Genomic DNA, 23,041 nt, shown 5'->3' with positions numbered 1-23,041 from the left:
GTTCAAACAAATTTGCAGCATTATCAAAACAACAGACAAATATCATTTTTCATATATATTTTATCTGTTGACCGGGATAATATCAAATTGTTTTTTCACCCTTATTAATTGTTCTTATTTTATATAAACCTGTTTCTAAATCAATTTCCACCGTACGTCCGTATGTTCCGCCTAAATCTTCGCCGGCAATTTTTATTGCACAATTTTGCAAAGTTTTCCTAGCTAATTCAGCATTTCTTTTACCTATTGCCATTATATCAGATGTACCGGCAAATTGAAACATTTGTGAACCGCCGGCCAGTTTGGCTATCAATCTCGTCTTAACAGCACCCATCGAAATAACCTTATCAAGTAAAAGCGGTATACCGGTATCGGCAAATTTAGCCGGATTTTCATTAGCACGTGCCTGAGTACTGTCGGGCAGCATAATATGAACCAATCCGCCTATTTTTATAACAGGATCATATAAAGTAATACCAACGCAGGAACCCAATCCATAGCTAATAATTTTATCTGGCGCCTTGCCGACCTTATAATCGGCTATCCCGACTTTTAATGCTTCAGCCATATTATTTCACTCCTACTGCATTTAAAATTATTTGGAGCGAGCCAGAGTCGGGTATTAAAAAGAAATGTCCATTTATACCATCATCTTCCGATAAGAATTGTGTTTCAATAACGAGTGCGTGATCTCCCATCTGTCCCAATTGAACAATTACAACATTTAATATTGCTCCTGCCATATCCACAGCCATAGCTGGTATTGAAGGCAGCAATGTCAATTTTGTATAGTAAGATAAAGCATTCAAATATGAACCGGCTAATATGTTCCCTATTTCCATCAAAGCTGACTGATCCATTTCAGTCAGCTCTCCTTCTGTGCTTTTTTGCTCTCCTAATAAATGCTCAACTAAATAAAAGGCGCTTTCCTTAGGCATCAGGAATAGTACGCTGCCCGGTGCTTTCCCATACACTCGTAAGAAAATACCAGCAACCATAGTATCCGGACCACCCACAAGATTAGGGACATCTGCCAATGGTACCACAGATACACTTGGAACATCCATATCTATTTTTTTATTTATAAGCTGTGAAAGTGCCGTAGCTGAATTTCCGGCACCTACATTACCTATTTCCTTTATTGCGTCCAGCTGCATTGCTGATAAATTTAACATACTGTCTGACATATGCACACCTCATTTATTTTCGTTATTTAATCCTAATATTTCATATAAATTTAATAAAATAACGAGTCGGTCATTTAAATTGCCTATGCCGCTTATAAATTTATTGGACTCTGCATGCAGATCATTTTCCGTTGATATTATCTGCTTGTAATTAGTTATACAGTTAGTATCAACAGTCAAAACCTCGGTTACGGCATCCACGATCATGCCAACTGTTATATCTTCCAATTTTATGACAATTATTCTGGTAGATTCACTATACTCTTCATCCGGCAGACCAATTCTTTTTTTCAGATCAATAACCGGCAGTACACTGCCCCGCAGATTTATAACACCCTTGATATATTCTGGCGTAAAAGGTACCCGGGTTATGTCAGTAAGTCTTTTTATTTCTTCAACATTTAAGATACTTATGCCGTATTCTTCACGCTTTAACTTAAATGCGACTATCTGTACTTCACTTGATGCAGCTTCTTGCTGTTCCATGATATACTCCTCCTACAAATTATTGCATTAAAATTGCAACATCTAAAATCAGGGCAATCTGACCATTACCTAAAACCGTTGCACCGGAAATAACCTTGATACCCGATAACAATTTGCCCAGCGTTTTTATTACGATTTCCTGCTGACCAATCAATCTGTCAACCATAATGCCGCATTTCTTATCACCAATATGCACGACGACTATGTATATTTCATCACTGTCAAAATCAGCCGCAGGCGGTACATTAAGGGCTTGGTTCAAACGGACTATTGGTATTATTTCACCACGAATAACGATAGTTTCCCTGTTTTGGATAGTTTTTATATCATCTGGCGTTATATTTATCGTACTATCAATAGAAGCCAATGGAATAGCGTAAATTTCTTTTTGTACATTGACCAGTAAAGCCTGAATAATAGCCAATGTCAACGGCAGCTTTATTTTAAATATACTGCCGGCATTACGCTTGGTTTCAACATCAATAACTCCACCTAATGCTTCGATCGTAGTTCGCACAACATCCATTCCTACGCCACGTCCGGATACATCAGTAATTACATCAGAAGTGGAAAAGCCCGGTAAAAAGATCAATCGCACTGCCTCTGACTCTGTCATATTATCGGCATCTTCCTGTGTAATAACACCTTTTTCCAATGCTTTATCCCGAATGACTGCAGCATCCATACCAGCGCCGTCATCAGTGACCATGATTATTACATTATTACCTTCATGTCTGGCTATGAGACCTACCTTACCGACACGCGGCTTACCCTTTGCTTCACGATCATCAGGATGTTCTATACCATGGTCCATTGAATTGCGAATAAGATGGACTAACGGATCTCCAATTTCATCTATTACAGTTCTGTCCAGTTCAGTTTCTTCACCTTCAATAGTCAAATTGACTTCCTTACCCAATTCTTTTGCCAAATCCCGTACAACACGGGGAAACCGGTTAAATACCTGCCCTACCGGAACCATCCGCACCTTCATGACAATTGACTGTAAGTCACTCGTGACCCGATCCATTTGTTCAACTGTTTCCACTAATTCAGTAATACGATGAGTATTGCCAATTTGTTCCAGCCGTGTCTTGTTAATAACTAATTCACCGACCAAATTCATCAAAGAATCAAGCTTTTCAATACCAACACGTACAGATTGTCCACCTTTCATGTTGTCATGATGCTGGATAGCCTGCTTCTTTTTGACCGGAGCGCTCGATTTGGCCACTGCCGGAACAGCTGCTTTCTTGACAGCCGGTACCGATACCGGTGCATCAAGTTTAATTATTTCTATCATTACTTGCTTTATTTCAGAAATACCCAATAATGTAGATTCTACCCGCTGTTCTTCTTCACCTGTCAGTAAAATGACATCAAATGATAAGTCAAACTTTTCTTGTTCTAAATCCTCTGCCGGTGGAACAGATTTTATTACGTCACCCAATTCATCCAGTGCTGACATTACCATATACGAACGAACCGCTTTCAGCACACATGTTTCAGCTAAAATAATCCTCACATGCATTGCCCGCAGACCCGATTCTTTAGCCTTATTAATGAGATCTTTGTCAATATCGGTAAGTTCTATGCTCATATCAGCTTTTTTATCATCAGTTCCGGCTGCATCCGCAGGCGCAGCTGATGATTTATCTGTACTGCTTTTAGCGATTGAACCTGTTGAATTACCGGAAGCAATGGCATTCAACTTTTCTACCAAACCTTTTACGTCAACCGAATCTTCAGGATTACCGGCTTCTACATTATCGACCATCTGCTGCAAGGCATCGACACTTTTAAATAATATATCCACAATGTCTTCATCAGCGTGCAGTTTTTCATTACGAATCAAATCCAGTACATTTTCCATATCATGAGTAAGTTCGGCAATGGCTGTAAAACCCATCGTAGCCGACATCCCCTTCAATGTATGTGCGCTTCTGAAAATCTCATTTATCGCATCGGAATCCTCAGGATCTTTTTCAAGGTCCAGGAGACGTTCATTAAGTGACTGCAAATGATCTTTTGATTCTTCCAGAAACATCTCCATATATTGACTAGTATCCATTTTTCATTCCTCCAGAATATTATTGATTTCTTTTTATGGCACTAACTATTGCATTAGCTATTTCATCCACAGGCAAAACTTCATCAGCTATTCCCAAATCAACAACGGCCTTGGGCATTCCATAAACGACTGATGTCAGCTCACTCTCGGCAATTACATAGCCGCCGGCCTTTTTTATCTGCAGCATACCTGCTGCCCCGTCATTTCCCATACCAGTCATGATAACCGCTACAAGGTTCTTTCCGAAAGGAACTGCGGAATTAAACAATGCATTGACTGACGGGCGGTGATTACCGATCGGCGGCTCCTGGTTAAGTGATATTATACCTCCGGCAGCATCCTTATGCACCACCATATGGTAATTTCCCGGTGCTATATAGACATGCGCAGGTTCAATACGGTCACCATTTTCAGCCTCTTTAACAGTCACCTCAGACAATTGATTTAATCTGTCTGCCAATGACTTTGTGAAACCGGGCGGCATGTGTTGTACAACGACCACACCGCACGGCAGATCTGCCGGCAGCTTAGTAATTACATCCTGCAGTGCCTTAGGTCCCCCTGTCGATGTTCCAATAGCAACCAATCTGGTACAACCTGCTGCACTGCTATTATATGCAGGTCGTCCTTCGGTTACGGAATAAAACGGACTCACCCTTTTAGAATTTATATGCCATGCGGATAGCTTACCCTTCACTTTAACTGCTGCCCGGCATTTATTTATTATACTGTCACTTATATCTCTGGAATTAATTATATTGGTATTACCCTTATTAATAAAATCTACCGCGCCTGCCTCCAATGCCGCTATTGTTTCGTCAGCACCTGATTTAGTGAGACTGCTTACCATTATGACCGGCAGCGGAGCTTCCCGCATAATCACTTTTAAGGCATGTAAGCCATCCATGATCGGCATATTGACATCAAGGGTCATAATATCAGGTTTTAACTCCAAAACTTTTTCTATAGCATCCCTTCCATTCACTGCCACACCTACTACTGTAAAATCTGCTTGTGTAGCAAATATATCTGACAATATTTTTCTCATGAAGATTGAATCATCTGCTATTAAAATACGGATCAATGCTATTTTCCTTTCTTACTTTTGTATTATCCCTTTATTAATAAATTCCCTTTGTTTAGTAAAAAGATATTTTATCAATTTATTTTGAATCTGCCGCGATAAATCAATAAATTTAGCGCCGACAAGATATTGATTACTGTCTTTTAAAATAGAACGTTTTATCCTGGCAAAAGTATATATTCTGCCTACGGAAGGAATAAGTTCAGTCTCAATTATAATTTTACTATTGGGCAGCAATTTGGTATTGTAGAAAAAAGATATGCCATTACCGCTCATGTCGAAACTTTCAGTTTTAAGCGGTGCATTGATTCCGCCGTTTTCATCAAATGTTATAACTCGCAATGCCGTCCGCAACGGTATTCTTACAAATTCCCGGTTTTGTGCTTTTATGACTGTATCATTAATATTTAATACCCATACCGGTACATTGATTTTTGCCAGATGCTTGTACTGACCGGTAAAGATATAAATACAGGTGCTGTCAATTATTTTACCACTAATAGGCTGATTTGTTTCCGGGATTATCGGACATCGCCTTGAATCTGCCGGCAAGGCCAAAAAAACTTCATTTTCCTGTATATCTTCAACTCTGCTTGAATAAGCAACGGCCTCATCACTGTTGCCTATCTTAGTAATCTCTATACGCTGCCCTATCCTTAAAATTTTTTTTGTCTTAAAAACATTAATATGCTTCATTGTCGTTTCCTCCGTAAAACTAACGGGAAAAAATCAAACGCTGCAAAAAACCGCGCCAACCCCGTTTGACTCGCATACTGTCTCCCTGCAAAACTGCCTTTGCTATTAAATTTATGCATTTGGCCGCAATAGTATCAGGATAAGACAATAACAGAGGAACCTGCTTTTTTATAGCATTTGTCATATTGCGGTCATCATAAATCATTCCCAGATAACTTACATTAACTTGTAAAAATCTTCTGGTGGTTTCGATCAGCTTCATACCGACATCGATTCCCTCAGACTCATCATATATCTTATTAATAACGAATTTTATATTAAGAAAATCTGTTTTCGCTCTGCAGGCTTTGATAACGGCATATGCATCCGTCAATGCCGTTGGTTCGGGTGTAGTGAGTAAAATAATCTCATCGGATGATAATAAAAAATCCAACACATTTCTACCGACGCCGGCACCAGTATCTACTAAAATTATATCAGCAACAGTCTCACACGCGTATAGCTTTTGTATCAGTAGTTCCCTGGTGGTAACTGAAAGATCCGACATTTGTTCAATTCCAGATCCCCCCGAGATATATTTGATTCCGGCAGGACCTTCCAATATGATCTGCGCCAAAGAAATATCACTGTTTAACAAATCCATCATCGTATACTTTGATGAACAGCCTAAAATCACCTCAACATTTGCCAATCCCAAATCCGCATCAATTATCAAAACACGTTTGCCCATTCGTGATAAAGCAATGGCCAGGTTAACGGTAAAATTTGTTTTGCCGACACCGCCCTTGCCACTCGTGATTGCAATGATATACGGCAGATTATCTTTCTTATCACCATTTACAGAACCTGTCTCCTGCAAATCACCAACAAAATTTTTTCCCCCGACTAGTTGTCGCAATTTGGCAGCTTGGTCTTTCATAATATATCTACCTCAACAGAAGATCAGCTAAATTTTTTGCCAATGCCGGGAAAATGTCATCAGGCACACTTTGTCCATTGGTAAAATATGATAAAGTAATCGGATATTGCTTAAGTAAATTGAGAACCATGCCAATACTAGATGTTTCATCAGTTTTGGTAAAAATAACCCGATCAGGTGCACATAAAGAAAACTTTCTAATTATATCCACTACATCACGCGGCTTAGTGGTAGCACTTAGAACAAGATGCTTTTCAATACCGCTGCTGGCAGCAAGTAAATCATGCAATTCCATTAACTGATATTCATTATGCTGGCTGCGGCCGGCGGTGTCAATTAAAATCAATTGTTTATCTTTATGTTTATCGATTGTATCTTTTAACTCAGATGGTGAATAAACAATTTCCAATGGCAATCCAATGATATCCGAGTATGTCTTTAACTGGTCAACCGCCGATATTCGATATGTGTCAGCAGTTATTAATGCTGCACGCACGCCATGTTCTAAAGCAAAACGGGCAGCTATCTTAGCCAGTGTCGTAGTCTTTCCTACACCGGTAGTACCAATTAACGCGACAATCTTAGGCCGTCCGGCAGTGAGTTCTATTCCCGTTGGTGGTTTTATATATTGAGCCAGATAATCCAGTAAAATTTTTCGGGCTGCCGGCATGTTTTTATCCAATAGTGCATTACTATCGGCCGACTGATTAACAATTTCCTCGATTATCGCATCATCAACTTCCTGCTGTTGCAATGCCTCTTGTAATGATACAGTATCAGATTCCGCACTTTTGCCTTGTCCTTTTAGTACGTCATTAAGCATGAGCTTCATTTGGGCAAGTTCTGTCTCCAGCTGCCGGATTTTTACTTCCTGTCCATTTTCTCCAGTATTCATATCCTGCATATTATCAGACGCCTTTATAATCTTCGGCTGTCGTACATGATCGGCCGATACAGTATCTTCTCCGGGTGTATCTGCTGCCGGCTCATTATAGTTGACAGTTTTATAATTCTGCAATACTTTCTTAGGTACAATTGGTTTCATTTGCTCCGGTACAGCTTGCTGCCGGACCGGCTTTGATATTGGCTTGCTGTCAGGAGCCGGTGCGGTACTATTTATAACCGGCGGTAAAATTGCTGTGCGCGGTTTATCCTCAACAGCTGCCGTTACTTCAACCATTTTTTTGCCACCATAACCAAAAATCCCCCCTGTAGTGTATTTTTTAGTATGCAAAATCACCGCGTCCGCACCTAATTCCGCACGGACTCTATCCATAGCTGCCTTAGCAGTACGTTCCTTAAATACTTTAATCTGCAATTATATTTTCACCACCCCAAGAATCTGAATTTCCACATTTGAATCTATTTCAGCCTGTGATAATACAATTACACCAGCAATAGATCTTTCAATCAATTTTTTAAAATATATCCTGATAGCCGGCCCTGTAAGCACAATCGGTTGATAACCCAGATCCGTGAGTTCCTGCAGGACCTTATTCATCGCCGTTGTAAGATTTTTCATCGTATTAGGATCAAGACTTACATATGATCCCCGCTCCGTCCGCTGCACAGCACCGGCAATTTTATTTTCCAGTCCCGGATCAAGTGACACACATGGCAGGGTGTTGTTTTGCACATACTGACTAGTTATCTGCCTTGCTAAAGCATGCCGTACATATTCTGTTAAAACATCAGTATCCTTGGTCATTTTCGCATAATCCGACAAAACTTCCAAAATCGTAGCCATATCGCGAATAGACACTCGTTCATGCAGTAAATTAGCCAGGACTTTTTGTATCTCACCGACACTGAGCAGATCAGGTACGACTTCTTCAACCACCGACGGACTAGTTTTCTTAATATTATCAATTAAATTCTGCGTTTCCTGACGACTCAGTATCTCATCAGCATGGGCTTTTATAACCTCTGTAAGATGCGTCGCCAAAACAGACACGGCATCAACCACCGTATATCCATTCAATTCTGCCTGTTCACGCTGTGCTTCAGTCACCCATATAGCCGGTAATCCAAAAGCTGGTTCAGTAGTTTTTATGCCATCAATTTCTTCTACCACTGTTCCGGAATTCATTGCTAAATAGTGGTCAAGTAATAATTCTCCCTTGGCTATTTCAATACCTCTTAATTTTATGATATAAGCGTTAGGTTTTATCTGAATATTATCACGTATCCTGATAGTGGGGACAACCAAGCCTAATTCCAAGGCACATTGCCGTCTGATCATCACAATACGCTCCAGCAGATCTCCACCTTGTGCTGTATCAACCAATGGAATCAAACTATAACCTATTTCCAGTTCCATTGGATCCACCTGTAATAAAGATATAACATTCTCCGGTTTTTTTATTGCTTCCTTACTTTGTTCTTTTTGTTTAGCCTGAGTATTGGCTAAAGACGTCCGTTCTGACTTACGCAGATTATAAGCAATTATGAAAGCGAATGCCGCCAGCACCAAAAATGGAATTGTAGGCAGCCCCGGTATCAAGGATAGGAAAACCAGAACACCGGAAACTATAAAAAATATCCGTGGATTCCTAAATAATTGGCTTATCAGATCATGTCCCAAATTGGAATTAGAAGCAGCCCGCGTAACGATGATACCTGTAGCCGTTGATATCAAAAGTGCCGGTATCTGATTTACCAGACCTTCACCGACAGTCAGCAAAGTATATTGCTGCAATGACTGAGCTATAGTCAAATTACGCTGAACCATACCAATTATAAATCCGCCAAAGATATTGATAATGATTATTATAATAGCAGCAATAGCATCGCCTTTGACAAATTTGCTGGCCCCGTCCATAGCTCCGTAAAAATCAGCTTCATGCTGTATTTTTTCACGTCTGGCCTTAGCTTCGGCGTCATTTATTATACCTTGATTCAAATCAGCATCAATAGCCATCTGTTTACCGGGCATAGCATCCAAAGTAAAACGAGCAGAAACTTCCGCCACACGTTCTGCCCCTTTAGTAATTACAACAAACTGTATAATTATCAAAATTACAAAGACAATAAATCCTACTACCGGATTGCCGCCGACAACAAAATTACCGAATGCCATTATTACTTCTCCGGCGTAACCATTCAACAAAATCAATCTGGTTGAAGATACATTCAACGCCAAACGAAATAAAGTTGCAACCAGCAATAACGACGGAAAAACCGAAAAATCCAACGGCTCAACATTATAAATTGTTACCATTACCACGGTTAAAGCCAAAGTAATATTGAGACATAACAACAAATCCAGAAGAAACGTCGGCAGCGGAATAATCATCATTATGACTATCGTCACGATAGCTAGAGCGATAACAACATCACTGTACTTATTAATAAAATTTCCTGCTGTAGTAGATGGTGCAGCCATAATGCAATAACCCCTCACTCTGCTTTAAAATAAAATATTATGCTAATTTTTTCTTTTTCAATCTATACACATATGCCAATACTTCAGCAACAGCCTTGTACAATTCCGGTGGAACAACATCACCAATTTCAGCAGAAAGATACAGCGTTCGGGCCAACGGTTTATTTTCTACTATAACGACATTTGCCTCACGAGCAATCTGCTTTATCCTTTGGGCAACCAGATCCTGTCCTTTAGCAATTATAACCGGAGCAGTCATGCCTTTTTCATATTTCAAGGCTATTGCAAAATGTGTAGGATTAGTTATAATGACATCGGCTTTGGGAACTTCATGCATCATACGCTGCAGGGATATCTGCTTTTGCTTTTGTTTTATTTTCCCCTTTATCTGAGGATCCCCTTCACTTTGTTTAAACTCATCCTTAATATCCTGCTTGCTCATTTTTAATTCCTGCCTATGCTGCCATTTTTGATACATAAAATCTATTAAGCCGATTATTAGCAGCACCGCGCATATTTCAAAAGCCAATTTGAAAATAATATCGGTAATCGTCACCAATGCCATCCGCAGATCCATAAAAATAAGCTTTGGCATCTGGATAACCTGATCAACTATATATAAATAAACAAAATATCCCACAACCAATATTTTGGCAATAGACTTAAATAATTCCATAATTGCGCGCTTGGAAAAAATCCGTCCCAACCCGGTTATCGGGTTCAAGCGATTAAGATCAAAAGATAGCGGCTCCATGCTGAAAACGAACCCGACCTGGTAATAGTTAAGCGCCAGTCCGGCTAATAAAATTGCCCCCATTACCGGTAAAATCGTCTTACCCAGAATAATCATCGTTTCAAGAAATAAATGCGTTACACTTTCAGCGTCCAGAGAAAGTGTAAGATTGGTAAAGATCAGTGCCATAAACTGTGTAATAGAATTATAAATATATTCGCCACAGTTCCATAACGTAAAAAAACCCACCAATATTACAATAGCCGCCGACAAATCCTGGCTTTTTGCCACCTGGCCTTTTTTATGGGCATCAGATAAGCGTTTGGCTGTCGGATCTTCAGTTTTTTCCTCGGCAAACAATTGCAGATCAAAATCAAGCAACCGAGTTTCATCAATATATAATGTGCAGCATTGTCGTGATACTGCTGTAAAGCTCATTAAAAATCACACCTAAAAATACAGCATAAAAAGGCAGCATCATGCCGATAACAAATACACCCACAACAATCTGCGCTGGAATGCCGACAACAAATATATTCATCTGCGGCATTGTCCTGGCAAGGACTCCCAGCCCGACATTAGTCAATAATATAGCAAATAAAACCGGCAGTGCTATCTTCAGTCCGGTAGTGAATACATTGCCGACCATATCAACAATAAACATCGCAATATTGCCGCTAAAGTGAGCTGTCATCGGCGGAATTACCGCAAAACTTTCTGTTAACGCGGAAAGAACAATGTAATGCCCATTGGTCGCCAGGAAAATTAAAATACACAAATTATATAAAAAACTTCCTATCAGCGGAACTTGCTGTCCCGAAGTAGGATCCATTAAATTCACTGTAGCAAAGCCAATCTGCATATCAATCAACTGCCCGCTGACATTAATTGCTGAAAACAAAACATAACCGACAAAACCGATCAGCCAGCCAATCAGCAGCTCACTGACCACTAACATGACATATTGTCCCAATTGACCGGGAACAGCCGGCAGCTGCTGCAAATCAACGATTGGAAAAACCACCAGACTTATAAAAAAAGCTGTACCCGCTCTTATTTTTACCGGTATGTTCATACTGCCAAAAAAGGGCGAAATCAAAAAAATACCACTTATTCTTGTCAGTACCAATAAATAAACCCCAATATTGTTTTGCAATAAATCAAATAAATCCAAGAGCAGAACTACTGCCTGAATATATGCAGCTTTTCCTTTCCTAGTATTGATCGTTTACCCAATATAATTCGGTAAATTAATAAAAATACGGGCCATATAATCCACCATCATTGTCAACATCCACGGTCCAAAAATAAGTATAGAAATAAATACGGCAATTATTTTTGGTATAAAAGCCAGTGTTTGTTCCTGAATGGACGTAGTAGCCTGGAAAATACTTACTAATAGTCCGACAATCAATCCCAAACCAAGCATTGGAGCGGAAATCACCAAAACCATCAGCAAGGCATTCTGACTCAAATTAATTATTGTATCTCCTGACATAATATCACCTATTTAAAACTTACAATTAAAGAATTCACCAACAAATGCCAGCCATCTACCATGACAAACAAAAGCACTTTAAATGGAAGTGAAATCATTGTCGGCGGCAGCATCATCATCCCCATGGACATCAATGTACTGGCAACTATCATATCAATTACAATAAACGGTATGTAAATCATAAATCCTATCTGAAAAGCTGTTTTAAGCTCACTGATAATAAAGGCCGGGATCAATGTAAAGGTTGAAACATCATCTTGTGTATCAGGGCGTTTTTCCTGCGACAAATTTACAAATAATGCTATATCTGCCTCACGCGTCTGTTTAAACATGAATTCCCGGATCGGTGCCGCTACATTTTCCAAAGCCTCATTTTGTGAAATCTGCCCATTTAAATAAGGCTGCAGTCCATTTTGATTAGCCTGTCCCCAATATGGAGACATTATGTAAAATGTCAAAAACAACGACAACCCGATAATTACCTGACTGGGCGGTGCATTTTGAATGGAAAGAGCATTGCGTAAAAAAGATAATACAACAACGATACGAATAAATGCAGTAGTCATGATCAGAATTGCCGGTGCTATTGATAAAATAGTCAGCGCCGCCATTATCTGCAGTGTAACCGCTACGTCCTGAGGACTATTGGATGCACCCACACCCAGACTGATATTAGCCGACGGCAGTGGTGCGGCTGCTGCCGTATAGGCTGGGATAGCTGCAAGTCCCAATAATAATATGCCTGTTTTAAGATACCCTTTCAATTCATAATAACCTTTCTCTACTTACGATATTTATTTTTGAATATGCCGGCTATTTTCTTGGAAATTCCATCCAGTGAGCTGATTTGGCTATCAAAAATATCTAATGGATTTTTTTCATTCATCTCAACAGAATCAGATAAATGCAACTTTTCTATTTCCTTTATATCCGTTATTTCTTTTAAAAGGGTTATATTATGATCAGTCACACCCAAAATCATAATATGGCCGGCTATCTCCAAAACACATACAGCGCGATTAGCGCCCAAGGGGAAATGGGCCAATAATACACCTTTACTGCTCTGTTTAAGATTTTTACCAAAATGTCCGCCTAAGTAATGCGATACATAATAAGCCAATCCAATGACAAACGCAAAAATAACGATCAGGCTCAATAAATAGGCAAATGTAGATATCCATGAAGCACTTGTCGGATGCGGATCGACATTTTGATATTGAGATAAATAGCCGCCTGATGAAGAATCACCGGCGGCAAATATCGAAACCATGGGGACGAATAAAAAGAAAAAAGATATGGCCGCAGAAAATGCAACGCATTTGTATTTATTCATCAGCCCATAGTTTTGCGGACAGCTTCCAAAACCCTTTCAGGTTGGAACGGTTTTACAATAAAATCCCGTGCTCCTGCCTGAATAGCTTCAATTACCATTGCCTGCTGCCCCATAGCACTGCACATAATAATTTTGGCATTTGGATCACTCTTTTTTATTTCCTTTACTGCGGTAATTCCATCCATCTCAGGCATAGTAATGTCCATTGTCACCAAATCAGGTTTTAATTCCTGATATTTTGTCAAAGCGACAGCACCATTTTCTGCTTCACCCACTATCTCATAACCATTTTTTGACAAAATATCCTTGACCATCATGCGCATAAACGCCGCATCATCAACTATCAAAACTTTTGTTGCCATATTGTATTCTCCTTCATTGTTATTAAATATAAATTTTTAATATTATAAACTTCTGGTTACTTCCAAAGAACTTGCTATATCAGTTATACGAACACCAAAATTTTCATCAATAACAACTACTTCACCCTTAGCCAATAACTTACCATTGACCAATACGTCAACAGGTTCACCGGCTAACTTATCCAGTTCAATTATTGAACCGCTCGATAAATCCAGTATGTCCTTAATGCTCTTTTTTGCTGAACCAAGTTCTACAGTAATATCCAACGGCACATTCAAAAGTAAACCGATGTTGGCATTATTTACCGCTGCCGGTGGACCAACAGTAAGCGGTGTAAATTGTGCCGGTTGAACCGGAACATTAGATACGATATTTTGTGAATTACCTGGCTGCGTATGTACCTGATAAGTTGGTGCAGTCTGCTGCGCCGGCGCGCTTGAAGGCGATGGGGAAACAGCTGCAGCTGCCGGTGCCGGAGTACTTTCCGGCTGTACTGCCGGCTCCGGTTGTGGAAGTGTTGACTGCTCAGCGCTCTTTTTAGCTGATTCAGTCAATCCCCTTACCAATTCACGAGAAACATCAACAGGCAGTATCTGCATTATTTCACTGTCGATTATTCCCTCTACTTCCATTTTAAAGGAAATCCTTATAACGGGTTCTGTCTGCGTCCAAAAATCTGTTACCTCATCGGCTGTTGCCATATCGACTATATGAACCTTAGGCGGTGAAATATCAATCTTTTTATCAAATACCTGTGATAGCGACGTTGACACAGATCCCAACATCTGGTTCATCGCTTCACTCACAGCGCTTTGACGTATTTCATCCAATTCGTCACTTACATTCGTACCGTTGCCACCCATCATCAAATCAGCAATAACCGCTGCATCACGAGCCTGAATAGCTAAAATATTATTGCCGATAATACCGGTCGTATAGCTGACTCCCACGATGAGATACGGTATAGGATAATGTGTCTTGATATCCGCCATCGTATCCATGGTAACATTCGGTGTGGTAATCGACACCTTATGTCCCAGCAGCAATGATAATGTCGTAGCTGCACTTCCCATAGAAATGTTGCCGATTTCCCCCAGTGTATCCTTTTCAATTTCAGTAAGGGGGGGTGCTGCATTTGAAGGTTTGCCATCGGCGGCAACCGCTGCATCCGTGTTTGTTGTATTTGGAGTACTTGTTTGTGGAGCGTCAGGAGTGATGCCCTTAGTTAAAGCATCTATTTCCTCTTGTGAAAGCATACCATCAGCCATCCTTTTTCTCCTCCTCCTCTTCTTGTTCTATCATTTTTGTAATTTGAACTGCGGAATTTTTCCCCATAACACCAGGCCGACAGTAAAACTTAGGTTTTTCACCGATTATACAAAGTAATTCACCATCAATTTTAGTATCCAATCGTAAAATATCACCCATACCCAGGTTTAAAAACTCATTTACTGTAAGACTTACCTTCCCCAGCTGGACACTGACAGGCACTACAGCCCTGCGCAGCTTACGCTTAAGTGCATCAACCTCTTCAGGATGTTCCTGTCGGGTCGATGCTGAAGCGACCCAGAAAGTAGTGGTCAATTTCGGAATAATTGGTTCAATCACGATATAGGGGATACAAATATTTATCATTCCCTCTACATCACCTATTTTGATCTGAAGTGTTATGATAACCACCATATCACCGGACGGTACAATTTGGGTAAATTGCGGATTTGATTCCATGCTTTCAATATTTACATTGAAATTTTCTACATTGGACCAGGCTTCCTGGAGATTTTCCATCATTTTGCCCATCATTTTCCGCATGACAGTTTCTTCTATATCGGTCAATGTCCTGGATTTCATTTTACCCTCATCACCCATACCGCCAAACAAACGGTCAATGATAGCAAATACGATATTGGTATCCATTTCAAAAATTATATTTCCCTCCAATGAAGAAAGAGACAATATACTTATGACACTGGGATTAGGTAATGAACGAATAAATTCTTCGTAAGTCAATTGGTCGACAGAGGCAACTTCAACATTAGCTAATACACGCAAATTAGTGGATAGATATGTATTTAAAAGGCGGGCAAAATTTTCATGCAGCATAAATAATGTCCTGATCTGATCCTTGGAAAATTTATCCGGCCGCTTGAAATCATATACTTTTATTTTTTTCTGTTTTTCAGCTTTTACCTCATCGGCAGAAACAACTCCGGTTGAAATAGCCGACAACAATTTATCAATTTCAGCTTGTGATAAGACTTCTTCAGGCAATCGCCATCCTCCTTTGCTATTGTGATATTAACTAAATAAGAAAAGATATCCTCATTAGCTGTAAGCCATATTTGGGGCAATTACTGCAGGACAAAGCTGGTTATATAAACATTATAGACGCTGCCGTCACCTATGGCAGAATTGACTTGTTCCTTGATTGCATCCTTTAGTTTAGCTTCATTGGCAGCTTCAAATTGATCCATGCTTTGACCGCGCAATGTTCCCATCACTGCATCGAGCACTTTAGCTTGAGCGTTATCTGTCAACTTCTTATCCTTGAAATTAACTTCATCAGCTGGATTCATCTCCAGTACAATGCCAATTTTCAAGTAACGGCCGGATTTAACACCACCGACATTAACTATAACAGTGCCGTCTTTCGGATCACCGACTTTTACAAATACCCCTGGTTCCTTTTTAATTGGCGATGCAACGTTTGTCCTGCTGACTATTTTAGTCGTCACAAAATATGATATCCCGCTGGCCAGAACCAACCCCAGCAAAACTATCACAATGATCATGACCGTCGGTTTTCCTTTTTTCTGGCCGCTGTCTTCACCATTATTATTGTTAACGACTTCCTCTTTCGCCATGTTACCACACCTTCCTTGTATGCAGTTCTTTTTATATTATACAGTATCATTTTGTAAAAAACACTGTATTATTTTCATTAATACTTATGTAACGCACGGCGATAAAGCATTACCCGCCGTACTACTTCATCCATTTTTTCATCGACAATTATTTTTTTGCCGTTCAACAAGGTGATGACCGTATCAGGAGTTTGTTCTATAGTTTCAATTATTTCCGCATTGAGAACGAATTCTCCTTTTTTATTTGACTCAGAATTAAATTTTGTTAATTTTATCATAACGTTCTCCAATTATAATTGATGTATAAGCATTATATTAAAACATTGAAAAATAAAAGGCAAGGGGAGAATCGTTCTCCCCCGTCCCTTCATAAAAATCAAGACTGTTTCATATTGATAAGAGTCTGAAGCATTTCATCGGATACTGTGATAATTTTGGAATTGGCCTGGAAGCCACGCTGGGTGACAATCATATCGCTGAATTCATTAGAGATATCGACATTGGACATTTCCAGCGCCCCAGGTGTAACTGTCACGCCCTGTGACGTAAACGTACCCACACGGGCTGTACCGGAGTTATTTGACTGTGAATAAAGACTGCCGCCTTCTTTTTCCAAACCTGCCGGATTATTGAAAGAGGCAATGGCAATCTGTCCGCCAGTCTGCTTTTGTCCATTGGTATAGCTTATCGTTATGACCCCGTCCTGACCTATCGACATATCCTTGTAAAAACCGGCAGCATAGCCGTCACCGGTAGCACTGGCATTATTTTCACCGGAATATTGTGTCAGATTACTGAAATCAAGTGATATCTGCTGATTTTGTGTAGCCCCGTTGGGATACGGCACCGTCATATTGACTGACATCGAACCGCCTGATGTCAGCTTTCCTGTACTGCCGTCAAAGGTCAGCGTCTGGGTCACCCCGGAAGGAATCGTCAAAGTGCCATAGGTGCCCGGAGCCACACTGGCCAGCCAGGTATCGCCGGTGCCTGATGTACGCTGGAATGAAACCGGAACAGAATGTGCGGCACCCAGGCTGTCGTATACCGTTGCCGTAGTCGCATAGCTTGGGTAAGTACTCCCCCCCAAGGTATAACTGCTGCCATATACACCTGAGCTTGTTGTGGTATTGGTACCATCGGACAAAGTCAGGGTCATACCGCTTATAGTACTATTATCCGGAGTGCCATATGGATAATCACTGCTGCCGATAGTATATGAATTAGTTGTATCAGGAGTTGTCGCCGTAGTCCCGCCTAATGTGGTTGGAAGTATTCCTGTTATTTTGCTTTGATACTTTTCAGGACTAGTTGCATTTTTTTTATATCCAATGCCAGCTGCATTCGCTGCTGATATCGTTTTTGTAGAACCATCACTAAGTGTAACAATTATGCTTTGAACAGTGTCCGCAAATGGCTGACCTACTGCGTAAGTGCCAGATGATGGCAAGTTATTAACAATTGTACCATCACTTAAAGTAACTGACTTTGTACCATCAGAATTAGTTCCCCAGGTTCCTATTGTAATACTATTAGACGGATACGTTGTGTCATACGTACCATCTGCCGTAGAAGATGTTTGTCCACCATCAGCAAAAACCAATTGAACATCCTTAATAGTTTTATCAGAAGGATAAATGTCACCTGCTTTGTGAGGACCTCCTGTCAATGGAACAGTAGAACCATCCGCCAAGGTTGCATTTATTGAAACCACCTTATTCTTATCTACAGTATCGCCTATACGATATGCCGTGCTGGTGTCAGTGGACGGTACTGATACTGTTGTGCCGTCAGCCAGTGTCAGTTTTATATTTTTTATTGTTTCTGCAGTATCGTCAGCCGATAAATTACCGCTTGAAGTGACCGCCGAAGTCGGCTTTGGCTGCATTGTCGAGTTCATATTGATCTTAAGGTTTTGTGTGTCACCGCTGGGATTTACACTGCCGTCGGTTGCATTCCAGCCCTGCAAGTGAAGACCGCTGCCGTTCATTACCAGACTGCCGTCATCATCAAGGGTAAAGTTACCATTACGGGTGTAGTACGTGTTGTCGCCGTCTTTTACCACAAAAAGCCCATTATCAGTGTCGATTGCCATATCCGTATTGTTACCGGTGGAAGAGGCACTGCCGTGCGTAAAATTGGTATCTATGGAAGATACCGACATTCCCAAGCCAACCTGCTTGGCATCTACCCCGCCGACATTGCCGTTGGATGAAGATGCCCCGGATAAGGTCTGGCTAAGGGTATCGGCGAAAGTCACCCGGCTTGATTTATAGCCGGTGGTATTTACATTGGCAATATTATTGCCGATTACGTCCATTCTGGTCTGGTGGTTCTTCAGCCCGGAAACGGCCGTAAACAAAGATCTCATCATAATTAATCAAGCTCCTTCTGTTGTGCAGCTGGCTGTTTCTGTCATTCAACTGCCAAAACTTCCCGAAGGTCCGGTTTTATAAAATAGCTGCACTGTCAATATTAGTAAATATATTATCTTTTGCATTTTCACCATCCATGGCGGTAATTACAGTTTTATTTGCCACACTTACAACAAAAGCTGTATCTTTTAAGTATATAAGCGCTTCCCGCGCCCCTTTCTGCGCCATTTTGCTTACCGTATCATTTAGCTTTTCCCTTGCTGCGTCAGTCAATGTTATATTTCTTTCTTTCATTCGCTTGAGTGCATGCTGGGAAAAACTGACCTCCTGGGTAGTGTCCTTTAATACGTCCGCAAAGCTTTGCACAGACTTTTTGTTATTATTAGCAACATGAACTGATACATTGTTTTGATTGTTTACCGGCATAAATGGCTGCAAATATATTTGTGGATTTGCCATATATATTTACCCCCCCGCCGCGCTGTTTAAGAATTTTCCAAGCCTGTATTACCAATGAGTGTCAGATCGCTGACGCCCACAGTAGTAACTCCGCTGCCTTCTTTGACAACCAGTGAAGGAGTTCCATCACTTATTGTAACGCCCTGGACCACGCCGGAATGCTGTACTTTCTGGGTGGATGTACTACCATCGGCAGCAGTGACTGTCTTATTGGTGACCCATGTAACATTTTTTCCCATCATTGAACTCAACTGTCCCACCAATACCGAAGTATTCAAGTTGTCAACTACGGTAGACATCGTATTCATTGCTGTTGCCATCTTGGAAATCTGTTCGGTCGAAGTGAGCTGTGAAAGCTGTGAAACGTACTGTGTTCCATCCATAGGATTCAACGGATCCTGATTTTTCATCTGAGCCACTAAAAGCTGCATAAAAGTATCTTCATTAGCCAGCGTATTCGAGTCGGTTCCTGTACTCTTAACTGCTGTTGTACCTGTCGATGAGGCCGCTGTCGGTGTAATAGCACTTGTTGCCATATTAATTCACTCCTGTTCAAATTTTATAATCGATTCCTTCACTTTCCTGTGAGGAATTCTGTCCAATAACACTTGTTATTGTATCAAAGTCTTCCATCTGACTGGCAGCATCTGTCAACTGGTTTATCCGGTAAGCCGACTTTTTGTTGTTCTGTGCGAATTGTCCGGAGTTATTCTGTCCATTTGACATTAAGTCGCTGAGACCGCTGTAAACGTTGATGTTGTCAACTTTAATGCCCTGCTGCTGCAGATCCTGCCGCAGCTGTACTACAGAGGCTTGGATAATGTTGCGTACCTGTGCATTATCGCTGTGAAAAGACGCATTGACGACACCGTCCGCCTGCACGGTAATTTTGAGGGATAATTCTCCCAGATGCTCCGGCTGCAGATTGATAACCATCTGTGAGTTATCATTGGCCTTGATCAGCTGCGCATTTTTTACTATCTGTCCGGCAATATCGTAAGCTTGCTGATTTTGCTGGGCAGCCTTGGGTTGAGCAGCTGCCGTATCAGTTAGATTATCCTTTGCCGGCAGGGCAAAATTCAAAGCAGCTGTATTAGTATTGGCATCCGTCATTTTACCGGTTTTATCATCTGCGCTGTCCGTCAAATTTCCCTGTGTCAGGCTGCCCTGATTGGCATGATTTCCCAATGAAGAATCATCTGTCTTTACTGCCTGATTATCCGTCAGATCAATAACATTGATTGTCACCGGGGTGCTGTTTTTTTCATCCTTGCCATTTGCCTGGTTTTTATCTGTCACAGGCAGGTTTTGTATTGACTGTTCGACAGGCAGCGCATTGACTGTCGAAGTTTTTGTCAAAACATTTGCTGCTGTTGCCGCTGTTGCTGCCTGTCCGGATATTTCGGGTGAATCAGCCTTGGGCATATTTTTTATTAATGCCGTTAAGTCCTGCAGTGTTAAAATATTGTTGGTTTTTTGCTGCGAATTACCAGTTGCCGCCTGCTGCTGTTTAGTCACCGGAGCCTGAATAACAGTCTCTTGATTTGCCGCCGATACAACAGTTTGTTCATTTTTCAGCACACTAGCCGGGAAATCAGTAGTCTGTCCCTTATTGGACACTGCTGCCGGCTGCCCGGTTTCAGCCGGTATTACAGCTGCAGCTGTGTTACTGGGTTTTTTCCATAGTACCGCTGCAGTCAGCTGATCCAGGGTTCCTGTCGCGGCAGTATTTTTAGTTTCGGTCTGCGCCAGAAGTGTCGCCAGGACATTTATATCAAGTACATTTGCTATATTCAATTTTCCTTGCTTGTCAGTAATTGTCGTACTTTCATCTTCTTCTTTGTCACCGGCAGTTTTCCTGCTATCGGTCGTATTGGCAGACACAACCGTCTTTTTGCTGCCGCCCGATGTGGCATTACTGACAGTCGGAACTGTATTTTTACCAACAGATGCAGTATTATTTTCCGCTTTAGCTGAAGAACTATCCAAGGCACTGCTGAATCCAGTTGATTTATTACTGTCTTGTGTCGACACGGTAGTTTTTTGACTGCTGCCTGATTCAGAAACGGCAGGTGATTTAATAAATAAGTCTGCTGTCGTTGTTACCATAGTATCACCTCCTTTCGCATTAATTGTATCATACATTAATGATAATGAAAATCATTTACTGTTGTGCGGCATTCACTGCACTATCAATTTGAGTTCCGGTCGGCGGAGCAACGCCGTTATAAATGTCCTGGGTTATCTGCGCTGCCTGATTGGAATCCATATTTTCCAGTATCTTGGCCGAACGAGCCGGATCCATTTTCTGTAAAACAGATGCTGTTACATTGCTGCTCAAAGTATTAAGAATATTAGCAGCTTTTACAGGGTCCATCTGCTCATATATATGGGCTACTTTGCCTATTTTACTGTTTATTGCCGCTTCACGCGCTTTTTTTTGCTGTTCCAGCTGTTTTTTTGTCAAAACCACCGGCTTTGACTGCTGTCCGGACTGCAGTTGATCATTTGCCGGTTCGGCACCAGATGGATTATCATTGCCGGCAACATCCACTTTTTCTTTTTTACCGGACTGTCCTGACGATTCGCCAGTCGGTTTTACAAAACTCTTGCCAATTATTGGCCAATCATAAAGATGCAGCGAGTCATTCAGCTTATCAGTATTTAAAACCCGCAGATATATCCCCAGTAAAAAACCGCCCAGCAATAATATCACGATCAACAGTATTATTAAAAACCGCTTCAAAGCCCGCTTAGTTTTATGCGGTTTGTTTTCCGGTGTATTTGCTTGCTGAACAGCATCTTTTGGTGCTGCATCTTTCGCCAATTGTTTAGCAGTTAAGTTTGCTGAATTTCCTGCCATTGACTCACCCACCTTGCTGAAAAAATAATATACTATAATAAAAATAAATGCAATCTATTTCGTAAACTAGCAAGATATTTTTCACTGATATAAGTCTAAAACATGGTCGACATAATTTTGTGTTTCACCGTATGGCGGTACGCCATTGTATTCTTTTACAGCCTGTGGCCCGGCATTATAAGCAGCCACTGCATCACGGACATTGCCGCCAAAATCGTTGAGCAGTTCTTTAAGATATTTCGCCCCGCCGTCGATATTTTGCCGGGCATCATAAGGATCCGCAACGCCAAGAGCTGCTGCCGTATCGGGCATAAGCTGCATGACACCGACTGCGCCTGCAGAAGAAACGGCATCAGGATGATAATTGGATTCGGCTTCGGCCACCGCAGACAATAATCTGGCATCTATGCCATACTTGGCTGCTGATTTTTGTATCAAATCAGCTATCGCCCCAGGTGCTGACCCCTCCCGGGTACTTGATGAATTTGCTGCCCTGCCAGTGATATTCTTTTTTGTATTGATATTTTCGCTTCCATCAGTTTCATTTTTCAACTGTTTGGTAAGTGTCTGCTGAAAATCGACGACATTCTGCGGCGCAAAATGTTTGATGTTGAATCTGTCTTCAATCTGCGTTATCCGCTGCTGTACTTTATTCATGTCTGATAATAAATTATCATTGTTCCCCACTGCAGAGATATTGTCTATCTGCATAAAAACCTTTCCCC

Annotated in this window: 25 protein-coding genes; all 25 read right to left on the bottom strand. The window is 40.9% G+C overall.

What is annotated here, in order from left to right; all coding sequences use genetic code 11:
* Nucleotides 1–82 precede the first annotated feature (82 nt).
* Nucleotides 83–568 carry a chemotaxis protein CheD gene (locus F8M42_RS06295; protein ID WP_182188485.1) on the bottom strand — a complete coding sequence of 162 codons (486 nt, stop codon included), beginning with the start codon at nt 566–568 and terminating at the stop codon, nt 83–85.
* 1 nt (nt 569) lies between these two features.
* Complete coding sequence (locus F8M42_RS06290) at nt 570–1,187, bottom strand: chemotaxis protein CheC (protein WP_182188484.1); 618 nt, start codon at nt 1,185–1,187, stop codon at nt 570–572.
* A gap of 9 nt (nt 1,188–1,196) precedes the next feature.
* Nucleotides 1,197–1,673 (bottom strand): chemotaxis protein CheW, encoded by a 477-nt coding sequence (locus tag F8M42_RS06285; RefSeq protein WP_182188483.1) that lies wholly within the window; start codon nt 1,671–1,673, stop codon nt 1,197–1,199.
* Between the two features lie 19 nt (nt 1,674–1,692).
* The gene (locus tag F8M42_RS06280; RefSeq protein ID WP_182188482.1) at nt 1,693–3,744 is read right to left on the bottom strand and encodes a chemotaxis protein CheA; all 2,052 of its coding nucleotides are present in this window, start codon (nt 3,742–3,744) and stop codon (nt 1,693–1,695) included.
* A 19-nt stretch (nt 3,745–3,763) separates the two neighbouring features.
* Nucleotides 3,764–4,780, bottom strand: coding sequence for a protein-glutamate methylesterase/protein-glutamine glutaminase (locus tag F8M42_RS06275; protein WP_407672858.1), 1,017 nt, complete (start codon nt 4,778–4,780; stop codon nt 3,764–3,766).
* A gap of 63 nt (nt 4,781–4,843) precedes the next feature.
* Nucleotides 4,844–5,524 carry a flagellar brake protein gene (locus F8M42_RS06270; RefSeq protein WP_182188480.1) on the bottom strand — a complete coding sequence of 227 codons (681 nt, stop codon included), beginning with the start codon at nt 5,522–5,524 and terminating at the stop codon, nt 4,844–4,846.
* A 19-nt stretch (nt 5,525–5,543) separates the two neighbouring features.
* The gene (locus F8M42_RS06265) at nt 5,544–6,443 is read right to left on the bottom strand and encodes a MinD/ParA family protein (protein WP_182188479.1); all 900 of its coding nucleotides are present in this window, start codon (nt 6,441–6,443) and stop codon (nt 5,544–5,546) included.
* 7 nt (nt 6,444–6,450) lie between these two features.
* Complete coding sequence (gene flhF / locus F8M42_RS06260) at nt 6,451–7,761, bottom strand: flagellar biosynthesis protein FlhF (protein WP_182188478.1); 1,311 nt, start codon at nt 7,759–7,761, stop codon at nt 6,451–6,453.
* Nucleotides 7,762–9,828 (bottom strand): flagellar biosynthesis protein FlhA, encoded by a 2,067-nt coding sequence (flhA, locus tag F8M42_RS06255; protein WP_182188477.1) that lies wholly within the window; start codon nt 9,826–9,828, stop codon nt 7,762–7,764.
* Nucleotides 9,829–9,865: 37 nt separating this feature from the next.
* A complete protein-coding gene (gene flhB / locus F8M42_RS06250) occupies nt 9,866–10,999 on the bottom strand; it encodes a flagellar biosynthesis protein FlhB (protein ID WP_182188476.1) in 1,134 nt (377 codons plus the stop codon).
* Complete coding sequence (gene fliR, locus F8M42_RS06245) at nt 10,953–11,735, bottom strand: flagellar biosynthetic protein FliR (protein ID WP_182188475.1); 783 nt, start codon at nt 11,733–11,735, stop codon at nt 10,953–10,955. The genes flhB and fliR overlap by 47 nt, the downstream gene beginning before the upstream one ends.
* A gap of 54 nt (nt 11,736–11,789) precedes the next feature.
* Entirely contained in the window at nt 11,790–12,059 is a 270-nt protein-coding gene (fliQ, locus tag F8M42_RS06240; RefSeq protein ID WP_182188474.1) for a flagellar biosynthesis protein FliQ, read from the bottom strand.
* 8 nt (nt 12,060–12,067) lie between these two features.
* Entirely contained in the window at nt 12,068–12,799 is a 732-nt protein-coding gene (gene fliP, locus F8M42_RS06235; protein WP_229711532.1) for a flagellar type III secretion system pore protein FliP, read from the bottom strand.
* A gap of 41 nt (nt 12,800–12,840) precedes the next feature.
* The gene (locus F8M42_RS06230) at nt 12,841–13,392 is read right to left on the bottom strand and encodes a FliO/MopB family protein (protein ID WP_182188473.1); all 552 of its coding nucleotides are present in this window, start codon (nt 13,390–13,392) and stop codon (nt 12,841–12,843) included.
* Nucleotides 13,392–13,754 (bottom strand): response regulator, encoded by a 363-nt coding sequence (locus F8M42_RS06225; RefSeq protein ID WP_182188472.1) that lies wholly within the window; start codon nt 13,752–13,754, stop codon nt 13,392–13,394. The genes F8M42_RS06230 and F8M42_RS06225 overlap by 1 nt, the downstream gene beginning before the upstream one ends.
* 42 nt (nt 13,755–13,796) lie before the next feature.
* A complete protein-coding gene (gene fliY / locus F8M42_RS06220) occupies nt 13,797–15,023 on the bottom strand; it encodes a flagellar motor switch phosphatase FliY (protein ID WP_182188471.1) in 1,227 nt (408 codons plus the stop codon).
* Nucleotides 15,016–16,026, bottom strand: coding sequence for a flagellar motor switch protein FliM (fliM, locus tag F8M42_RS06215; RefSeq protein ID WP_182188470.1), 1,011 nt, complete (start codon nt 16,024–16,026; stop codon nt 15,016–15,018). Before fliM ends, fliY begins: the two co-directional genes overlap by 8 nt.
* An 80-nt stretch (nt 16,027–16,106) precedes the next feature.
* Nucleotides 16,107–16,619, bottom strand: coding sequence for a flagellar basal body-associated FliL family protein (locus F8M42_RS06210; protein WP_182188469.1), 513 nt, complete (start codon nt 16,617–16,619; stop codon nt 16,107–16,109).
* A 77-nt stretch (nt 16,620–16,696) separates the two neighbouring features.
* On the bottom strand, nt 16,697–16,897 hold the full coding sequence (locus tag F8M42_RS06205) for a flagellar FlbD family protein (RefSeq protein WP_182188468.1): 201 nt from the start codon (nt 16,895–16,897) through the stop codon (nt 16,697–16,699).
* 98 nt (nt 16,898–16,995) lie between these two features.
* The gene (locus tag F8M42_RS06200) at nt 16,996–18,993 is read right to left on the bottom strand and encodes a flagellar hook protein FlgE (RefSeq protein ID WP_182188467.1); all 1,998 of its coding nucleotides are present in this window, start codon (nt 18,991–18,993) and stop codon (nt 16,996–16,998) included.
* Between the two features lie 76 nt (nt 18,994–19,069).
* Nucleotides 19,070–19,453 (bottom strand): TIGR02530 family flagellar biosynthesis protein, encoded by a 384-nt coding sequence (locus tag F8M42_RS06195; RefSeq protein ID WP_182188466.1) that lies wholly within the window; start codon nt 19,451–19,453, stop codon nt 19,070–19,072.
* A 26-nt stretch (nt 19,454–19,479) separates the two neighbouring features.
* Complete coding sequence (locus tag F8M42_RS06190) at nt 19,480–19,989, bottom strand: flagellar hook assembly protein FlgD (protein ID WP_182188465.1); 510 nt, start codon at nt 19,987–19,989, stop codon at nt 19,480–19,482.
* A gap of 16 nt (nt 19,990–20,005) precedes the next feature.
* Nucleotides 20,006–21,562, bottom strand: a complete 1,557-nt coding sequence (locus F8M42_RS06185; RefSeq protein ID WP_182188464.1) for a flagellar hook-length control protein FliK — start codon at nt 21,560–21,562, stop codon at nt 20,006–20,008.
* A 55-nt stretch (nt 21,563–21,617) separates the two neighbouring features.
* Nucleotides 21,618–22,316, bottom strand: a complete 699-nt coding sequence (locus F8M42_RS06180) for a MotE family protein (RefSeq protein WP_182188463.1) — start codon at nt 22,314–22,316, stop codon at nt 21,618–21,620.
* 81 nt (nt 22,317–22,397) lie between these two features.
* The gene (locus F8M42_RS06175; RefSeq protein WP_182188462.1) at nt 22,398–23,027 is read right to left on the bottom strand and encodes a lytic transglycosylase domain-containing protein; all 630 of its coding nucleotides are present in this window, start codon (nt 23,025–23,027) and stop codon (nt 22,398–22,400) included.
* Nucleotides 23,028–23,041 lie beyond the last annotated feature (14 nt).

This window comes from Pectinatus frisingensis, assembly GCF_014076555.1.
Taxonomy (GTDB): domain Bacteria; phylum Bacillota; class Negativicutes; order Selenomonadales; family Selenomonadaceae; genus Pectinatus; species Pectinatus frisingensis.
Note: the sequence above shows the minus strand (reverse complement) of the source record. Positions and strands in the feature narration are given on the sequence as shown.

Coding starts and splice junctions, on each gene's coding strand:
- F8M42_RS06295 (WP_182188485.1), bottom strand. CDS start 568: ATGGCTGAAGCATTAAAAGTCGGGATAGCCGATTATAAGGTCGGCAAG.
- F8M42_RS06290 (WP_182188484.1), bottom strand. CDS start 1,187: ATGTCAGACAGTATGTTAAATTTATCAGCAATGCAGCTGGACGCAATA.
- F8M42_RS06285 (WP_182188483.1), bottom strand. CDS start 1,673: ATGGAACAGCAAGAAGCTGCATCAAGTGAAGTACAGATAGTCGCATTT.
- F8M42_RS06280 (WP_182188482.1), bottom strand. CDS start 3,744: ATGGATACTAGTCAATATATGGAGATGTTTCTGGAAGAATCAAAAGAT.
- F8M42_RS06270 (WP_182188480.1), bottom strand. CDS start 5,524: ATGAAGCATATTAATGTTTTTAAGACAAAAAAAATTTTAAGGATAGGG.
- F8M42_RS06265 (WP_182188479.1), bottom strand. CDS start 6,443: ATGAAAGACCAAGCTGCCAAATTGCGACAACTAGTCGGGGGAAAAAAT.
- flhA (WP_182188477.1), bottom strand. CDS start 9,828: ATGGCTGCACCATCTACTACAGCAGGAAATTTTATTAATAAGTACAGT.
- flhB (WP_182188476.1), bottom strand. CDS start 10,999: ATGAGCTTTACAGCAGTATCACGACAATGCTGCACATTATATATTGAT.
- fliQ (WP_182188474.1), bottom strand. CDS start 12,059: ATGTCAGGAGATACAATAATTAATTTGAGTCAGAATGCCTTGCTGATG.
- F8M42_RS06230 (WP_182188473.1), bottom strand. CDS start 13,392: ATGAATAAATACAAATGCGTTGCATTTTCTGCGGCCATATCTTTTTTC.
- F8M42_RS06225 (WP_182188472.1), bottom strand. CDS start 13,754: ATGGCAACAAAAGTTTTGATAGTTGATGATGCGGCGTTTATGCGCATG.
- fliY (WP_182188471.1), bottom strand. CDS start 15,023: ATGGCTGATGGTATGCTTTCACAAGAGGAAATAGATGCTTTAACTAAG.
- F8M42_RS06210 (WP_182188469.1), bottom strand. CDS start 16,619: ATGGCGAAAGAGGAAGTCGTTAACAATAATAATGGTGAAGACAGCGGC.
- F8M42_RS06205 (WP_182188468.1), bottom strand. CDS start 16,897: ATGATAAAATTAACAAAATTTAATTCTGAGTCAAATAAAAAAGGAGAA.
- F8M42_RS06200 (WP_182188467.1), bottom strand. CDS start 18,993: ATGATGAGATCTTTGTTTACGGCCGTTTCCGGGCTGAAGAACCACCAG.
- F8M42_RS06195 (WP_182188466.1), bottom strand. CDS start 19,453: ATGGCAAATCCACAAATATATTTGCAGCCATTTATGCCGGTAAACAAT.
- F8M42_RS06190 (WP_182188465.1), bottom strand. CDS start 19,989: ATGGCAACAAGTGCTATTACACCGACAGCGGCCTCATCGACAGGTACA.
- F8M42_RS06185 (WP_182188464.1), bottom strand. CDS start 21,562: ATGGTAACAACGACAGCAGACTTATTTATTAAATCACCTGCCGTTTCT.
- F8M42_RS06180 (WP_182188463.1), bottom strand. CDS start 22,316: ATGGCAGGAAATTCAGCAAACTTAACTGCTAAACAATTGGCGAAAGAT.
- F8M42_RS06175 (WP_182188462.1), bottom strand. CDS start 23,027: ATGCAGATAGACAATATCTCTGCAGTGGGGAACAATGATAATTTATTA.